This window comes from Pseudooceanicola sp. NS-SX9 (genome assembly GCF_057380705.1).
Window position 1 is genome coordinate 498,274 of record NZ_CM170818.1, and the last position, 15,280, is coordinate 513,553.

A 15,280-nucleotide genomic window follows, 5' to 3' on the forward strand; every position below is an offset into this window, starting at 1 on the left:
GCCCCCTCTTGCCTCTCCAATAAGGAACAAAACATGAATATACTGCGGAGTCGCCATGTATGCCGAACTCTGTGTCTCATCGAGCTTCACCTTCCTCACCGGTGCTTCGCACCCGGAGGATTTCGTGCGCGAGGCGGTCGAGCTGGGGGTGCCGGCGCTGGCGATCGTCGATGTGAACTCGGTTGCGGGGGTCGTGCGGGCCTTTGACGTGGCCCAGGTGATCGCCGCTCAGCAGGCCGCGCGGGACACCCATGACCTGTTTCACCCTTTCATCGGGCCGCCCTTGCCGGCCTATGTGCCGCCCTGTGTGCCTCTGGTGGTGCCGCGCCTGCTGCCTGGCAGCCTGCTGCAGCTGACCTGCGGGACCGAGGTCGTGGCCCTGCCGCGGGATCGGGCCGCCTGGGGGCGGCTCTGCCGGTTGCTGTCGAAGGGGCAGCAGCGGGCGCCCAAGGGCGAATGCTACCTGGAGATCGGGGATCTGCTGGAAGAGGGGGTGCTGGACGGCGTGGCGCTTCTGCTGCAGCCGCCACAGGCGCAGACGGTGCCCTGCGGCGCGGGTGACTGGCTGCCACGGGTCCGACCGTTGGCGCGCCGCCTTGGCGGGCAGATGCACCTGGTCCTCAGTCCCGGTTACGACGGCAAGGATCACCTGCGGATGCCAGCCATCGCGGCGTTGGGCCAGGCGCTTGGCCTGCCGCTGGTCGCCAGCCTGCGCCCGCTCATGCATCATGCCCGGCGGCGGCGGATGGCGGATGTGCTTTCGGCGATCCGGCTGGGAACCACGGTGGACGATCTGGGCCCCGAGGCGCAGATCAATGCCGAACGCCGCCTGCGCCCCGTCGCCGAAGTTCACCGCATCTTCGCCGACTACCCCGAGGCCGTCGCCGCCAGCGGGCAGATCGCCGACAGCCTCGACTTCTGCCTGAGCGAACTGCGCTACGAATACCCCTCCGAGGTCTCCCCCGGCGAAACCCCGGCCGAACGCCTGTCGCGGCTGGCCCATGAGGGACTGCGCTGGCGCTACCCCGCCGGCGCCCCGCAGAAGATCCGCGACCTGCTGGCCCATGAGCTGGAGCTGATCGGCAAGCTGGGCTATGAACCCTACTTCCTGACCGTCAACGACATCGTGGCCTTTGCCCGTTCGCGCGACATCCTGTGCCAGGGGCGGGGTTCGGCGGCCAATTCCGTCACCTGCTTCTGCCTGGGCGTCACCTCGGTCAGCCCCGAGATCGGCACCATGGTCTTCGAACGCTTCGTCTCGGAGGCCCGGGACGAGCCCCCCGACATCGATATCGACTTTGAACACGAGCGCCGCGAGGAGGTGATCCAGTGGATCTACCAACGCTACGGGCGCCATCGGGCGGGCCTGTGCGCCACCGTGATCCACTATCGCGGCAAGCGCGCCATCCGCGAGGTCGGCGCCGCCATGGGCCTGCCGCAGGACGTCATCGCGGCGCTGTCGTCGCAGCTTTGGGGGCAGTCGACCGCGGGCAGCCTGACGCCCGAGCGGCTGCGCGAGATCGGCCTGGATCCCCTGAACCGCCGCCTGAACCTGGCGCTGCAGATGATGGCGGAAATCGAGGGCTTCCCCCGCCACCTGTCGCAGCATGTCGGCGGCTTCATCATCACCGAGGGGCGCCTGGACGAGCTGGTTCCGGTGCAGAACGCCGCCATGGAGGACCGCACCGTCATCTGCTGGGACAAGGACGACATCGACCGGCTGGGCATCCTCAAGGTCGATATCCTGGCGCTTGGCATGTTGTCCTGCCTGCGCCGCGCCTTCGACCTGATGCAGGCGCACGAGGGGCTGGACTATACCCTGGCCAGCCTTCCCGCCGAAGATCCCAGGACCTACGACATGCTGTGCCGCGCCGACAGCATCGGCGTCTTCCAGGTGGAAAGCCGGGCGCAGATGAACTTTTTGCCGCGGATGCGGCCGCGGCGCTTCTATGATCTGGTGATCGAGGTGGCGATCATCCGCCCCGGGCCGATCCAGGGCGACATGGTGCATCCCTACATCCGCCGCCGCAACCGCGAGGAAGAGGTTAGCTTCCCCTCTGATGCCCTGGGCGAGGTGCTGGGCAAGACCCTGGGCGTGCCGCTCTTCCAGGAGCAGGCGATGCAGATCGCCATCATCGGCGCGGGTTTCACCCCGACCGAGGCCGACCGCCTGCGCCGCTCGCTTGCCACCTTCAAGAAACACGGCAATGTCAGCGATTTCCGCGACCGCTTCCTGCGTGGCATGGCGAAGAACGGCTATGACATGGACTTTGCCGAACGCTGCTTTTCCCAGATCGAGGGGTTCGGCTCTTACGGTTTCCCGGAAAGCCATGCCGCCAGCTTTGCGCTGCTGGTCTATGCCAGCGCCTGGATCAAGTGCCACCATCCCGGCATCTATGCCTGTGCGCTGCTGAATTCGCAGCCCATGGGCTTTTATGCCCCGGCGCAGATCATCCGCGATGCGCGCGAGCATGGCGTCACGGTGCTGCCGATCGACATCAACGCCTCCTACTGGGACAACGTGATGGAGCGCGACGGCGGCGGCAATCTGGCGCTGCGGCTGGGCTTCCGGCAGATCAAGGGGCTGTCGCGCGACGAGGCGCACTGGATTTCCGGCGCCCGCGGCAACGGCTACCTGACGGTCGAGGAGGTCTGGCGCCGCGCCGGCACCCCGCCGCCGCTGATCGAGCGGCTGGCCGAGGCGGATGCCTTCGGCTCGCTCGGGCTGAGCCGCCGCGAGGCGCTGTGGGAGGCGAAGGCGCTGCGCCCGGGCGATCCGCTGCCGCTGTTCTCGCGCGATCTGGAGGGCGAGGGCATCACCGAGCCCCAGGCCCTGCTGCCCGAGATGACCCTGGGCGAACATGTGGTCGAGGATTTCGTCGCCATGCGGTTCTCGCTGAAGGCGCATCCGGTGGCGCTGCTGCGCCATATCCTGACACCGGGCTGGCGGCGCGGGGATATGTAAAGCACACTTTACACGCCGCCCCGACCGGCCCTAGTGTAAAGCACGCTTTACATGATTCCAGGGGAGGCACGGAATGAGACGTTCGATGATCGAAATCGCCCTGGCGATGACGGCCTATGTGGTGGTTCTGGTGCTGTCGCTTCTGCTGTTGGCGCGCGGCGGCATTGGCCATCCGGGGGGGCGCATCGCGGTGTCGCTGCTGCCGGTGCTGCCTGCGCTCGGCATTTTCTGGGTCACGCTGCGCGACCTTGCACGGCTGGACGAGATGCAGCGCCGCATCGCGCTGGAGGCCCTGGCCCTGGCCTATGGCGCCACGGCCCTGCTGACCTTCAGCTACGGTTTGCTGGAAAACGTGGGCTTTCCGCGGCTCAGCATGTTCGCGGTCTGGCCGGTGATGGGGGGGCTGTGGGTGCTGGGCAAGATCATCGCGCAGTGGCGCTACAGATGAGGAACCGCATCCCCGAACTGCGCGCCGCACGGCAGTGGTCGCAGGCGGATCTGGCAGGCCGGCTGCAGGTGTCGCGGCAGACGATCAATGCGCTGGAACGCGGCCGCTACGACCCCAGCCTGCCGCTGGCCTTCCGCATCGCGGCGCTGTTCGGGACCCGGATCGAAGAGGTCTTCGAACCGGATCCCGACTGATCCCTCAGCGCAGGCCCTGTTTCGCGATCAGCTGCGCCAGCTCGGCCACGGCCTGACCACGGGCGGCCGCCAGCGCCGCCGCCCCTTCGCCCGCCACCGGTGCCGTCAGGTCGAACAGCCCCGAACGCCCCGCAGCCCCGCTGTCGGGGGCCACGAAATACTGGCCCGACAGGTGGAAGCTGCCGTCGCCCTCGGTCAGCATGTCGGCAATGCGGACCTCGACCCGCGCCTGGGCACGGTCCAGGAATGGCCAGGGCGAGGCCGCGACCTGCGCCCCGGTGATCCCCGTCAGGTTCCGCACCAGCGTCATCGTCATCGCCCGCGCCGGATCATCGGCCCACAGCTTGGACTTGTCGGCCTTCAGGCTGCCGTCCTGCTGGCGCTGGTAGATCTGGCCGCTGCCGGCGTAATCGGGCAGCGACACCTGCGCCAGCTCGACCGAGGCGAAGGCGATGCGCTGATGCGCCAGCGCCCCGGGCGGCGGGGCGGGCACGGTATAAAGGTTCTCGTTGCCCGAGCAGGCTCCCAGAAGCACGAGAAGCGGAAGGGCGAAGGTCAGCCTTGCATGGGTCATCTTACCGTCCGAACAGAAGGGAGTTGGGGTTGCGCTGCAGCTCGCGCGCCAGCGCCGAGATCGCGTCCGAGGCGCGCTGCACCTGCCGCAGCGTGTCGGTGACATCGCGGCCGACGCCATCGCGGGCATTGTAGCCGCTCAGCGTCTTCGAGGCCTCGGCCAGCACCGTCTGGGCATTGGCGATCAGCGCCGGCAGGTCCTGCGATACCTTCGAGACATTCTTGGCCGCATCATTGGCCGAGGCCAGCGTGTCGTTCAGGTTGTCGACCGCGCCGCCCTCGCGCAGCTCCTTCAGTGTGTCGCGCAGCTGGTCCAGCGCCTGCGACAGATGCCCGGGCAGTTCCTTCGTGCCGGATTCCTGCAGGAAGCCGTCGACGGTCTTCATCAGCCCGTCCAGGCTGTCGGCCAGCTGGTCCAGCGGCACGTTCTGGGCATTGGCGGCGATGCCGTTCAGGCTCTGGATCAGGGCGGGCACGCCGGTGACGGCGCCGCTGAAGGCCTGGGCCGCATCGGTGACGCCCTGGATCGCGTCGACGACCTTCTTCACCATCTCCTGGTGCTGCGCCTGGTCCAGCAGCGTGTTCAGGTTGTCGGCCACCGACGACAACTGCCCGGGCAGTTTCTGCACGCCTTCCGATCCGATGACCTTGCGGGTGTCGTCCAGCAGGCCGCGGATCTCGCCGGGGACGGCGCGGGTGTCGTCGCTGCCCACCAGCGCCGAGATGTTGTTGAGGGTGTTGATGGCGCTGCTCATCAGCTGTTCGATCGGCAGGGACGACACGCGGTCCAGGATGCCCTGGGCGCTGGCCGTCACATCCGAGATCTGCCCCGGCGCGGTCGGCAGGATCGGGTTCGGATCGCCCTTCATGTCCAGCGTCTCGGGCTTGGCATCGGGGACCTCGCTCAGCTCGACCTTCAGCCCGCCGGTCAGGATCGAGGCCGTCACCAGCCGCGCCCGAAGGCCCGCCTCCTTCACCTGCGATTGCAGATAGGTCAGGGTGGCGTCGATGCTGTCATCCTTCAGCCCCATCTTCGAGGGCCGCAGCTCCAGCGTGGCGGCGATGTGCATGTCGTTGTCGCCAAAGCGTTTCTGATCGACGATGCCGCTGATCGCCGTGACCTTGCCGATCTGCAGCCCGCCCATGGCGACGGGGGCGTCGACCGACAGGCCGGCGACGTTCTCGGGGAAATAGGCGGTCAGGGTGACGGCGGGGCCGGCATCCTCTCCGAAGGCCGAGGAGCTGGCGGAATCCTTGTCGGGATAGACGGTGAAGGCGGTGTCCGGCTTCACTTCCTGCCCGCCCGAGGCGACGGTCTCGAAGCTGACGCCGCCCTGCAGCAGCGTCGCCACCGACGAGATGTCGAGCGCCGCACCATTCGGCCCCAGCGAGAACGAGAAGCCCGACGTGTCCCAGAACCGCGTCGCCGAGGTGACCATCTTGTCGTATGGCGCAAAGACGATCGCATCGGCCTGCACGGTCGATCCGTCATCGGCCACCGTGGCCGGGCCGATGCGGCCCACTTCGATGCCGCGGTATTCGATCACCGTGTTGCCGGTCAGCCCGCCATCGGCGGCGGCGCGCAGGCGGATCTTCAGCCCGGGCTTGCCCTCGCTGTTCAGGGGCGGCTGCGACAGGCCCTGGAAGGTGCTTTTCAGCCCGTCCGGCGTGCTGTCCCAGAGGCCCTGGATATAGACCCCCGACAGCACCGTCCCCAGCCCCGAGACGCCGCGCGCCGTGACCTCGGGGCGGACCACCCAGAAGCTGGCGCTGTCATCGACGTAATCCGCCACGTCCTTGTTCAGCCGGACCGAGACGACGACCTTGTCGAGGCCCTTGGAAAAGCCGACCTTCTCGACCACGCCGACGGCAACGTCGCGATAGTGCAGCTCGGTCTCGCCGGCCTTGATGCCCTCGGCGCTGTCGAAGGCGATCTGGATCACCGGACCCCGCTGGGAATAGTTGTGCCAGGCCACGCCCAGGGCGATGGCCAGCGCAAGGATCGGCACCACCCAGACCAGCGAGACGCGCTCGAACAGGGATTTGCGGGTGCTGGTGACGTGGATCTCCGGAGGGGTCTCGGTGCTCATGCGTCGGGCGATGCTCCGTTCTTGGCGTCGCGGTCCCACAGCATCCGACTGTCGAAGGCCTGGGCCGAGAGCATGGTGAAGATGACCGACAGCGCGAAATACAGCGCCGCCGGGCCCGGCTTGACGGCAACCACGCTGCCAAGCTGGACGAGAGAGGACAGGATGGCGACGACGAAGACGTCGATCATCGACCAGCGGCCGATGTATTCCACCATCTCGTACAGCTGCATCCGGCGGTGCGGCGACAGCCGGGCGCGGTGCCGCAGGCTAAGCGCCAGCAGCGCCACGATGGCGAACTTGCCGACCGGGATCAGCACCGAGGCCACCAGGATCACCCCGGCGATCGCCCAACTGCCGTGCTGCGCCAGTTCCAGCGCGCCGCCGACGATGGTGTTTTCCTGGGTCATGACCAGGGTGCGGGTCTGCAGCATCGGGTAGATGTTGGCGGGCAGGTAGCAGATCAGCCCGACCAGCCACCAGGCCCAGACCTTTTGCAGCGCCATCGGATCGCGTGATCGCAGCCGGTGGCCGCAGCGCGGGCATTCGCGCGTGCCCGCAGCCGAAACCCGGCCGCAGCGCGTGCAGCCCACCAGGCCCATCTCGCGGGCGGATTTCAGCCCTCCAGGCGTTTCCATACCGTGTACCTGCACATCAGGGTGTCCTGCACGACGACCAGCACCACAAGGATCGCGAACAGCCAGAACGCCGGGCCCATGTCGACGCGCGCCAGCGCCGCGATCTTGACCAGGGCGACGGCACAGCCCACGGCAAAGACCTCGGCCATGGACCAGGGGCGCAGGCGCTCGGCCAGGCGGAAGGCGCGGGCGGCCTGCGGCCAGGGGGCGCGGTTCAGCACCAGGGGCGTCAGCACGTAGATTACCAGCAGCGCCCGCAGCGCCGGAAAGAAGACGATCAGCGCGATCAGGAACAGCGACAGCGCCAGCAGGCCGCCATCGGCGCTGAACGACAGCGCCGCATCCAGGATCGAGCTGTGGTTCGACAACCCGTTGGTCGAGATCGACAGGAACGGCGTCACCGTCGCGGCCGAGACCAGGAACAGCACCGAAAGCGCCACCGCGATGATCCGCTTGCCGGCGCTTTGCCGGGGCGCGATCAGCACGTGGTGGCAGCGGCTGCAGGTGGCGCGCTGGTTGACCTGCGGACCCGCACCGACATGGAACACCGCATCGCAGCGCGGGCAGGCGATCAGGCTGTCCAGCGCCAGCGCGGGGGCGGTGTCGGGGTGCGGGGGATCTTCTGTCATCGGGGGCTGAGGCCGAGGCCTGGTCCTTGCGCAACATTCGGGTGGCTGCGGACCATGCTGCACGACCCTGCACCCCGCTGGCAAGGTAGCAGTCCCGCGCGCCAATCCAAGGGCGCGCGGAAGAAAATGCCGCTGCGTCAGCGCCGCAGCCGCTCCAGCACCGTGTACGAGGCAAAGCCGTCGGGCACCGCGCCGATGCTGCGCTGATAGGCGCGCAGCGCCGAAATGCTGCGCCCGCCCAGGATGCCATCGGCGCCGCCGGTGTCATAGCCGCGCCGGGTCAGCAGCACCTGCATCTCCTTGCGCTCGCTGCGGGTCAGGCCGCGTTCGCCGCGCGGCCAGTCGCGCGACAGCGGGCCCGCGCCGGCAATACGGTCGCCCAGCAGCCCCACCGCCAGCGCGTAGCTGTCGGCGTTGTTGTAGCGCTTGATGACGTCGAAGTTCTTGAACACCAGGAAGGCCGGGCCATTGGCGCCGGTCAGCATCAGCAGCTTGGCCGGGCCATAGTCGCGCAGCTGCTTCGACACCGGCCGCACGCCAAGCGCGGCCCATTGGCGGGCGGATTTCTTGGGCCCGTTCGCCAGGCCATAGTCAAAGCCCCGCGGCAGCTGGACCTCCATCCCCCAGGGCTGGCCGGGCTGCCAGCCGAAGCGGTGCAGATAGGCCGCGGTCGAGGCCAGCGCATCGGCGGGATTGTCCGACCAGATGTCGCGCCGCCCGTCTCCGGTAAAGTCGACGGCGTAATCCAGATAGGAGGTCGGCATGAACTGGGTGTGCCCCATCGCCCCCGCCCAGGACCCCACCATGCGTTCCGGCGTGGTGTCGCCATGCTGGACGATCTTCAGCAGCGCCACCAGCTGGGCCTCGTAGAAGGCGCGGCGGCGGCCCTCATAGGCCAGCGTCGCCATGGCGGAAATCAGCGGGGTATCCCCCCGGTGGGTCCCGTAATTGGATTCCATCCCCCAGATGGCCGCAACATATTGGGCTTGCACGCCATAGCGGTTCTGGATCGCCCCCAGGGTGCGGGATTGCTCGCGGTAGGACTGGCGGCCGTTGGAAACGCGGGTGTCGGACACGGCGCTCGACAGGTAGTCGCCGATGCCCTTGGTGAATTCGGCCTGGTTCTGATCCTTGCGGATGACATCGGGCATCAGCTGGACATGGCGGAAGGCCCGGTCGAAGGCCGCCCCCGAGATCCCCTGCGCCATCGCCCGGCCACGGAAGCCCCGCAGCCACTGGTTGAAACTCGGATCGGCCGAGGCCTGCATCACCTGGGTGGGCTCCGGTACCCGGTCTTCCTGCCGCAGCAGGGCAGGGCGGGGCCGCGGGCGCAGGCTTTCATCGGGGCTGTCGATGCCCGATGCGGCGAGCGCCCTGTAGGCATCCACCGGCACGACCGAACGCGCCGGTGCCTCGGCCGCGGCCAGCTGCACCAGGCCCTGCGGCGGCGCCTTCGGGTTGATCTTGCGCGGCACGGGCCCGGCCATGACCTGGGTGCGCGCTGCGGGCGCAATCCCCAGCTGCTGCATGGTCGCGGCGGCGATGGCCGCGCCATCCCCGCTCGACGCGGCCGAGACGGCCGGCCGCAACCGGGGACGCAGGGAATCCACCGGCGCCTGGTTCAGCGCCAGGGCGGTTTCGGGCAGAAGAAGGAACAGGAAGGGTGTCACCCCAAGGATGTGACGCATGGTGGTAAAAATCCGGCTGCTCGTGGATTTCGTTTTGATTTTTTCCGATCCTAAACCGAAAAAACCGAAATCCAAAGCATTGCGGCAATCGAATTTTTACCTTTGCGGTGACCCGCCCGTTTCTACGGGCGAGTCCGCTTGGCTTTCTTGGCGGTCTTGCTGTCCTTGCGTTTTTGCCGGACCAGCTTGGGCTTGACGCGGGTGGTGCCGGGCCGGTCGGGCGCGCCCTTGCCATAGCTCTTCCGGCGCCCGCCGCGCCGTGCCGGCCCGTGCGAGACCGTGGCGCCGTCCAGCTCGATCAGCTCCAGCTCCAGCCCGCCGGTGACGGGGACGGCCTCGGCCAGCTTGACCGTGACGGGCATCCCCGGCGCCACCAGCATCCCGGTATCGGCGCCCATCAGGGTCATCTCTTCGCGGTTGAAGTGGAAGAACTCGGATCCCAGGGACCGGATCGGCACCAGCCCGTCGGCCCCGGTTTCATCCAGCCGCACGAAGGCGCCGAACCGCGCCACGCCGCTGATCCGGCCGGTGAATTCATTGCCCACACGCTCGCTCAGATAGGCGGCCAGGTAGCGGTCGGTGGTGTCGCGCTCGGCCATCATCGACTTGCGCTCGGTCTCCGAGATATGGCCGGCGGTGTGTTCCAGCCGCTCGACATCCTCGGCTGACAGCCCGTCCTGGCCCCAGCGGTGCACGTTGATCAGCCCGCGGTGCACGATCAGGTCGGAATAACGCCGGATGGGGCTGGTGAAATGGGCGTAGTTCTGCAGCGCCAGGCCGAAATGGCCAAAGTTGATCGGCGCGTAATAGGCCTGCATCATCGAACGCAGCGTCGCCATGTTGATCAGTTCCGCCTGGTCGGTACCGGCGGCCTCGTTCAGCAGGCGGTTCAGATGGGCGGTCTTCAGCACCTGGCCCTTGGCCAGCCGGAAGCCCGCCGCATCGGCGGTCTCGCGCAGCGCCTCCAGCTTTTCGGGGCTGGGTTCCTCGTGCACGCGGAACAGCAGCGGCGAATTCTTCGCGATCAGCGTCTCGGCGGCGGCCACGTTGGCCAGCACCATGAATTCCTCGATCAGCTTGTGGGCATCCAGCCGCTCGCGGAAGCGCACCGATGTCACCTGGCCCTCGTCCGACAGCTCGATCCGGCGTTCCGGCAGGTCCAGGTCCAGCGGCTGACGGGCCTCGCGGGCGGTGCGCAGGGCGGCATAGGCAGCATAGAGCGGCTTTAGCACGTCCTCCAGCAGCGGCCCGGTCTTGTCGTTGGGCTGGCCGTCGATGGCGGCCTGCACCTCCTCGTAGGACAGCGACGCGGCCGAGCGCATCAGGCCGCGGTGGAAGGTATGCGACAGCTTGCGGCCCTCGGCATCGATCCTCATGCACACGGCGATGCAGGCGCGCGGCACCCCTTCATGCAGCGAACACAGATCCCCCGACAGCCGGTCCGGCAGCATCGGCACCACGCGGTCCGGGAAATAGGTCGAGTTGCCGCGCTGCCGCGCCTCGTGATCCAGCTGAGATCCGGGCGTCACGTAATGCGCCACATCGGCGATGGCGACCCACAGCAGGAACCCGCCCGGGTTCTTCGGATCGTCATCGGCCTCGGCATAGCAGGCGTCGTCATGGTCGCGTGCATCCGAAGGGTCGATGGTCACCAGCGGCATCTCGCGCAGATCCTCGCGGCCGGCAAGGCCTGCGGGCTTCATGCGGTCGGCCTCCTCGATGACGGCATCGGGGAAGGCATCGCGGATGCCGTGCTGGTGGATGGCGATCAGGCTGACGGCCTTGGGGGCGGTCGGATCGCCCAGCCGGTCGACGATGCGCGCCCGCGGCAGGCCCATGCGCGCCTTCGGCCCGGCCAGCTCGGCCTCGACCAGCTCGCCGTCCTTTGCACCATGGGTCAGCCCCTCGGGCACCAGCCATTCCTTGTCCTGGCCCTTGTCGATGGGCAGGATGCGCCCGCCCTCGGATCCCTTGCGGAACACGCCCAGGATGCGGGTGGGGTTGTGACCGATCTTGCGGATCAGCCGCGCCTCATAGGCATTCTCGCCCTCGATCAGGCTCACCTTGCCCAGGATCCGGTCGCCGGCGCCCAGGGCCGGATCGCCCTCGCGCAGCACCAGATGCACCACGGGCTCGGGGCCCTCGCCCTGCCATTCCAGGGGCTTGGCGGTCAGATCGCCATTGCGGTCGGGGGCGTTGACCTGCAGCACCGACACCGGCGGCAGCCGGTCGGGGTCGCGATAGGTCTTGTGGCGCTTGGCCAAAACGCCCTCGGCCTCCAGCTCCTTCAGCAGGCGCTTTAGGTCAATGCGGGCCTGGCCCTTGATGCCAAAGGCCTTGGCGATGTCGCGCTTTGCGGTCTGGGTCGGATGCGCAGAGATCCAGTCAAGGATCTCCTGCCGGGAGGGAAGCTGTGCCATAGCGCCGCCATACCACGCCGCCGAACCCTGGTCATCGCGAAAAGCAGCGCCGCCCCCTCTCCATTTTCTTGTTCCAAATACCTCGGGGGAGTCGCGCGCCCCGCGCGACGGGGGCAGCGCCCCCGGCCCGCTTTCCCCCCGCACGGCCCCTCCCGCATCAGGCCGGTGCATCCCGCACAGGCACCCCCCTGGCATACCGCCCGCCTCCGCAGGTCCGCCCCGCAGATTCCCGTTGCCTCCGCCCCGCCGTGCCGCAAACTGGTGTGAGCCGCCCAGGAAAGCCCGAAGATGCCCCAGGACGATCTCTTCGCCGAACTTGCCGCCTGGGACTGGCAGGAGGGGCAGGCCATCGCCATTTCCGCCCAGCTCGACGCGGCCTTCCCCGATCTCGAAACGCAGATCCGCGCATTGGTCGCGGCCAGTTCCTTCCGCAGGGCGGTGCTCTCGCGCGGGCTGAAGGCGCCGCTGAAGACCCTCTTCGACACCTGGGCGCTGGAGCAGACCGCCGAGGCCCTCCGCCGCGCCGAGCGCGATCTGGCCCGGCACCACATCCTGCTGCCCCCGGATCCCGATGTCGGCGGCGGTCTCGTGCCTGCGGCGCGCGCGGTGGCGCCGATGCTGCTGGGGGGCGCGCTGGCGGCCGCGGCCGTGCCGGCGGGCAGCATGGCGCTTTCGGCGGCGGTGCAGACCTCGACCGTGCTGTTCTTCTTCTCGACCTCGACGGTCAGCGTCCCGATCCTGATGGCGGGGCTGGCGGGGGCGGGGCTGCTGGGGCTGGGCGGGGTCTCGGTGCTGGGGCTGAACGCCCGCAAGCCCTGGCAGATGCTCGAGGCGCGCTGCATCGCCGCCGCCCGCCTCTGGGTCTTCGGGCGCACCGGGGCACCCGGAGAGGAAAGCCTGCTCAACAACATCCAGGACAATGTGCGCGCCCAGGTCCTGGCCGCACCCCTGCGCGGAAAGGACGGCTGATGGCCCTGGAACCGATGCTCTACACTATTCCGCAGCACCTGATGAGCGGGTATGAAGCCGGCGCCTACCAGCTGTTCAACGCGGTGCTGAAGGACAGCGCCACCGGCCAGATCGTCGGCCATGTCCAGCAGACCGGCGCGCTGGCGAAGCTGGCCGGGCAGGCGGGATCTTCGGGGCTGAATCTGCTCGGCAGCGGTTTCAACCCGCTCGAGGCGGTCAGCATCGTGCAGAACGTGCAGATCACGCAGAAGCTTTCGGCGATCCAGCAGACGCTCGGGGTCCTGCAGGGGATGCAGGTGGCGGGGCTGGCGCTTTCGGGGGTGAACCTTGGCGTTTCGGTGGCGGGCTTCGCGATGATGCTGCAGCGGCTGGAGGCGATGCAACGGGTGCTCTCGGGGCTGTCGGAGGAGATCGCCCAGATCACCCGCGACCGCCGCGAGGACGCGTTGCGCGACCTCCTCGCCCGGCTGGGGGCGTTGCTGCAACAGGTGGATCTGCTGCAACTGCGCAGGAACCCCGGTAGCTTCGGGCAGGATCTGCAGCTGGAACTGCACCTCGTGCAGGCCGGCCTGACCACGCGACTTGGGCAGATATTGCAGCAGGCCGATCTTGCGACACAGGATCTTGAGGTGCTCTGGCTGATCGTCTCGGCGCTGGCCCTGTGCCAGGATGCCGGGCTGCGCGCTCTCTATGAGGCCGGAGAGCTTGAGGTCGCCGCCGCCCTGTCGGCCCGTCAGGCGCAGGATCTGATGGCGCTGCTGCGGCCGCTCGGGGCGGATGGGCTGGCGCGTCGCGTGGCCGCAGGGATCGCGTTCGAGGACCGCGCCGCGCTGCGCCAGAGGGTGCTGCCGCAGGCGCAGACCCTGGTTGCGGGCCTGAGAGAGAGCGTCGGAGGGTTGCATGGCCGCGCGCTGCTGACCCGGGACCTGATCGCCCGGGGCCATTCCGGTCCGGCCTATCTGCGTGCCATCGAGGCCGAGCAGGAGGCGCCCGTCCTCTTCCTGCCCGCCTCTGGGGTCATGCCGGAACGGGCGATGGAGAGCGCGGCAGAACCAGCGCCATCTCGCGATGCGGCACCCCGCCGTCGTCGTATTCCGGGCCGCTGGTGGTGAACCCCAGCCGTTCGTAGAAGCCCATGGCCTGAACCTGTGCGCCCAGCACGATGCGGGCGTGGCCGCGCGCGGCCAGCTGCGCGATCCCCGCGCGCACCAGCGCCGCGCCAAGGCCGGTGCCGCGGGCGGCACGCGCCACGCAGATCCGCCCGATCCGGCCATCCGCGCCCTCGTCCAGCAGCCGCGCGGTGCCCAGGGGCACGCCATCCTGGCAGGCCAGCAGGTGCACCGCGCCCGCGTCCAGCGCGTCCCATTCGTCGGCTTCCGAGAACCCCTGTTCCTCGATGAAGACGGTGCGGCGCAGCGCGAAGCAGGCGGCGGGATCCGCCACCGCTTCGATCCGCAGGCCGGGGATCATGCGAAATAGTCTTTCAGGATGCGGCTGTAGATGCCCTTCAGCTGGGTGATCTGTTCGACGGGCACACGTTCGTCGACCTGGTGCATGGTCTGGCCGACCAGGCCGAATTCCAGCACCGGGCAGTGGTTCTTGATGAACCGCGCATCCGACGTCCCGCCCGAGGTCGACAGCACCGGCACAACGCCGGTCTCGGCCTCGACGGATTTCGCGACCAGATCCGACAGCTCGCCCGGAGGCGTCAGGAAGCTTTCGCCCGAGATCTTGATCTCGCAGTCGATCTGGATGCCGAAGTTGCGGCTGACATCCTGCGCCTCGCGCTTCAGCCACTGGCTGAGTTCGGCGCCGCTATGGGCATCGTTGAAGCGGATGTTGACGGCGGCCTTGCATTGCGCCGGGATCACGTTGGTGGCGCGGTTGCCGGTGTCGAACTGCACCACCGCCAGGGTCGAGGCGTCGAAATGATCGGTGCCCTCGTCCAGCGTCGCGCTGGCCAGACGGTCGATCAGCCGCGCCATGGCGGGCAGGGGGTTCTTCGCCTTGTGCGGATAGGCCGAATGGCCCTGCTTGCCGGTCGCGGTGAACCAGCAGGTCATCGAGCCGCGACGGCCGATCTTCATCATCTCGCCCATGGTCTCGGGGCAGGTGGGTTCGCCGACCAGGCAGTGGCTCATGGCTTCGCCCCGGGTTTCCATCCAGTCCAGCAGCGCGATGGTGCCGTCCAGCGCATCGCCTTCCTCGTCGCCGGTGATGGCCAGGATGATCGCGCCATCGGGGGGCGTCTGGCGGACGAAATCGACGGCGGCGGCGGCAAAGGCGGCAACGCCTGTCTTCATGTCGGTGGCTCCGCGCCCCCACAGGATGCCGTCCCGGATCACGCCGCCGAAGGGATCGACCGTCCAGGCGGCCTCGTCACCCACGGGCACCACGTCGGTATGGCCGTTGAAGCCGAAGCTGCGCGCGTGCCCCTTTTCGCCCCAGCGGGCATAGAGGTTCGCCGTGCCGTTGCGATCAACCCGGGTGCAGTCGAAGCCCGCCCCCGACAGCAGCGTTTCAAGCAGCACCAGCGCGCCGCCTTCGACGGGGGTAACCGAGGGGCAGCGGATCAGCTCGGCGCTGAGGGCAACGGGATCGACGGGGGCATGCGACATCTGGGACTCTCCTTTGACGCGCAGGGCTAGCGCCTTTCAGACCCGAAGCAA

At 68.4% G+C, this 15,280-nt stretch carries 13 protein-coding genes; 5 read left to right on the forward strand and 8 right to left on the reverse strand.

The genetic code is table 11. The features are described 5' to 3' along the window. Positions 1-55: 55 nt before the first annotated feature. The 3 genes from AC2ITM_RS02415 (at position 56) to AC2ITM_RS02425 (ending at position 3,607) form a co-directional block, all read left to right on the forward strand. Positions 56-2,965 (forward strand): error-prone DNA polymerase, encoded by a 2,910-nt coding sequence (locus AC2ITM_RS02415; protein WP_486468247.1) that lies wholly within the window; start codon positions 56-58, stop codon positions 2,963-2,965. Between the two features lie 73 nt (positions 2,966-3,038). After that, positions 3,039-3,413 (forward strand): hypothetical protein, encoded by a 375-nt coding sequence (locus AC2ITM_RS02420; protein WP_486468248.1) that lies wholly within the window; start codon positions 3,039-3,041, stop codon positions 3,411-3,413. Next, on the forward strand, positions 3,410-3,607 hold the full coding sequence (locus tag AC2ITM_RS02425; RefSeq protein WP_486468249.1) for a helix-turn-helix transcriptional regulator: 198 nt from the start codon (positions 3,410-3,412) through the stop codon (positions 3,605-3,607). The genes AC2ITM_RS02420 and AC2ITM_RS02425 overlap by 4 nt, the downstream gene beginning before the upstream one ends. 4 nt (positions 3,608-3,611) lie before the next feature. Here the strand turns inward: AC2ITM_RS02425 and AC2ITM_RS02430 are convergent, their stop codons facing one another. The 6 genes from AC2ITM_RS02430 to rnr all read right to left on the reverse strand — a co-directional run bounded on the left by AC2ITM_RS02430 (position 3,612) and on the right by rnr (position 11,642). Continuing rightward, positions 3,612-4,181, reverse strand: a complete 570-nt coding sequence (locus AC2ITM_RS02430; protein ID WP_486468250.1) for a PqiC family protein — start codon at positions 4,179-4,181, stop codon at positions 3,612-3,614. A gap of 1 nt (position 4,182) precedes the next feature. Next, positions 4,183-6,270, reverse strand: a complete 2,088-nt coding sequence (locus AC2ITM_RS02435; protein ID WP_486468251.1) for an MlaD family protein — start codon at positions 6,268-6,270, stop codon at positions 4,183-4,185. Next, a complete protein-coding gene (locus tag AC2ITM_RS02440) occupies positions 6,267-6,905 on the reverse strand; it encodes a paraquat-inducible protein A (RefSeq protein ID WP_486468252.1) in 639 nt (212 codons plus the stop codon). Before AC2ITM_RS02440 ends, AC2ITM_RS02435 begins: the two co-directional genes overlap by 4 nt. Further along, positions 6,884-7,534 carry a paraquat-inducible protein A gene (locus tag AC2ITM_RS02445; protein ID WP_486468253.1) on the reverse strand — a complete coding sequence of 217 codons (651 nt, stop codon included), beginning with the start codon at positions 7,532-7,534 and terminating at the stop codon, positions 6,884-6,886. The genes AC2ITM_RS02440 and AC2ITM_RS02445 overlap by 22 nt, the downstream gene beginning before the upstream one ends. A 137-nt stretch (positions 7,535-7,671) precedes the next feature. After that, complete coding sequence (locus tag AC2ITM_RS02450; RefSeq protein ID WP_486468254.1) at positions 7,672-9,222, reverse strand: lytic murein transglycosylase; 1,551 nt, start codon at positions 9,220-9,222, stop codon at positions 7,672-7,674. 122 nt (positions 9,223-9,344) lie between these two features. Next, the gene (rnr, locus tag AC2ITM_RS02455) at positions 9,345-11,642 is read right to left on the reverse strand and encodes a ribonuclease R (protein WP_486468255.1); all 2,298 of its coding nucleotides are present in this window, start codon (positions 11,640-11,642) and stop codon (positions 9,345-9,347) included. Positions 11,643-11,930: 288 nt separating this feature from the next. Here rnr and AC2ITM_RS02460 point away from each other — a divergent pair, with 288 nt between their 5' ends. Further along, positions 11,931-12,611: a hypothetical protein gene (locus AC2ITM_RS02460; protein ID WP_486468256.1), complete on the forward strand. Its 681-nt coding sequence runs from the start codon at positions 11,931-11,933 to the stop codon at positions 12,609-12,611. Further along, positions 12,611-13,723, forward strand: coding sequence for a hypothetical protein (locus AC2ITM_RS02465; RefSeq protein WP_486468257.1), 1,113 nt, complete (start codon positions 12,611-12,613; stop codon positions 13,721-13,723). The genes AC2ITM_RS02460 and AC2ITM_RS02465 overlap by 1 nt, the downstream gene beginning before the upstream one ends. On the opposite strand, the gene AC2ITM_RS02470 is transcribed toward AC2ITM_RS02465, so the two are convergent. Continuing rightward, positions 13,629-14,081: a GNAT family N-acetyltransferase gene (locus AC2ITM_RS02470; RefSeq protein ID WP_486468258.1), complete on the reverse strand. Its 453-nt coding sequence runs from the start codon at positions 14,079-14,081 to the stop codon at positions 13,629-13,631. The genes AC2ITM_RS02465 and AC2ITM_RS02470 overlap by 95 nt on opposite strands. Further along, a complete protein-coding gene (gene dapE / locus AC2ITM_RS02475) occupies positions 14,078-15,229 on the reverse strand; it encodes a succinyl-diaminopimelate desuccinylase (protein ID WP_486468259.1) in 1,152 nt (383 codons plus the stop codon). The genes AC2ITM_RS02470 and dapE overlap by 4 nt, the downstream gene beginning before the upstream one ends. Between the last annotated feature and the right edge of the window lie 51 nt (positions 15,230-15,280).

Bases quoted from the DNA above. Each gene is read 5' to 3' on its own strand.
- AC2ITM_RS02415 (WP_486468247.1), top strand. From the start codon at position 56: ATGTATGCCGAACTCTGTGTCTCATCGAGCTTCACCTTCCTCACCGGT.
- AC2ITM_RS02420 (WP_486468248.1), top strand. From the start codon at position 3,039: ATGAGACGTTCGATGATCGAAATCGCCCTGGCGATGACGGCCTATGTG.
- AC2ITM_RS02425 (WP_486468249.1), top strand. From the start codon at position 3,410: ATGAGGAACCGCATCCCCGAACTGCGCGCCGCACGGCAGTGGTCGCAG.
- AC2ITM_RS02430 (WP_486468250.1), bottom strand. From the start codon at position 4,181: ATGACCCATGCAAGGCTGACCTTCGCCCTTCCGCTTCTCGTGCTTCTG.
- AC2ITM_RS02435 (WP_486468251.1), bottom strand. From the start codon at position 6,270: ATGAGCACCGAGACCCCTCCGGAGATCCACGTCACCAGCACCCGCAAA.
- AC2ITM_RS02440 (WP_486468252.1), bottom strand. From the start codon at position 6,905: ATGGAAACGCCTGGAGGGCTGAAATCCGCCCGCGAGATGGGCCTGGTG.
- AC2ITM_RS02445 (WP_486468253.1), bottom strand. From the start codon at position 7,534: ATGACAGAAGATCCCCCGCACCCCGACACCGCCCCCGCGCTGGCGCTG.
- AC2ITM_RS02450 (WP_486468254.1), bottom strand. From the start codon at position 9,222: ATGCGTCACATCCTTGGGGTGACACCCTTCCTGTTCCTTCTTCTGCCC.
- rnr (WP_486468255.1), bottom strand. From the start codon at position 11,642: ATGGCACAGCTTCCCTCCCGGCAGGAGATCCTTGACTGGATCTCTGCG.
- AC2ITM_RS02460 (WP_486468256.1), top strand. From the start codon at position 11,931: ATGCCCCAGGACGATCTCTTCGCCGAACTTGCCGCCTGGGACTGGCAG.
- AC2ITM_RS02465 (WP_486468257.1), top strand. From the start codon at position 12,611: ATGGCCCTGGAACCGATGCTCTACACTATTCCGCAGCACCTGATGAGC.
- AC2ITM_RS02470 (WP_486468258.1), bottom strand. From the start codon at position 14,081: ATGATCCCCGGCCTGCGGATCGAAGCGGTGGCGGATCCCGCCGCCTGC.
- dapE (WP_486468259.1), bottom strand. From the start codon at position 15,229: ATGTCGCATGCCCCCGTCGATCCCGTTGCCCTCAGCGCCGAGCTGATC.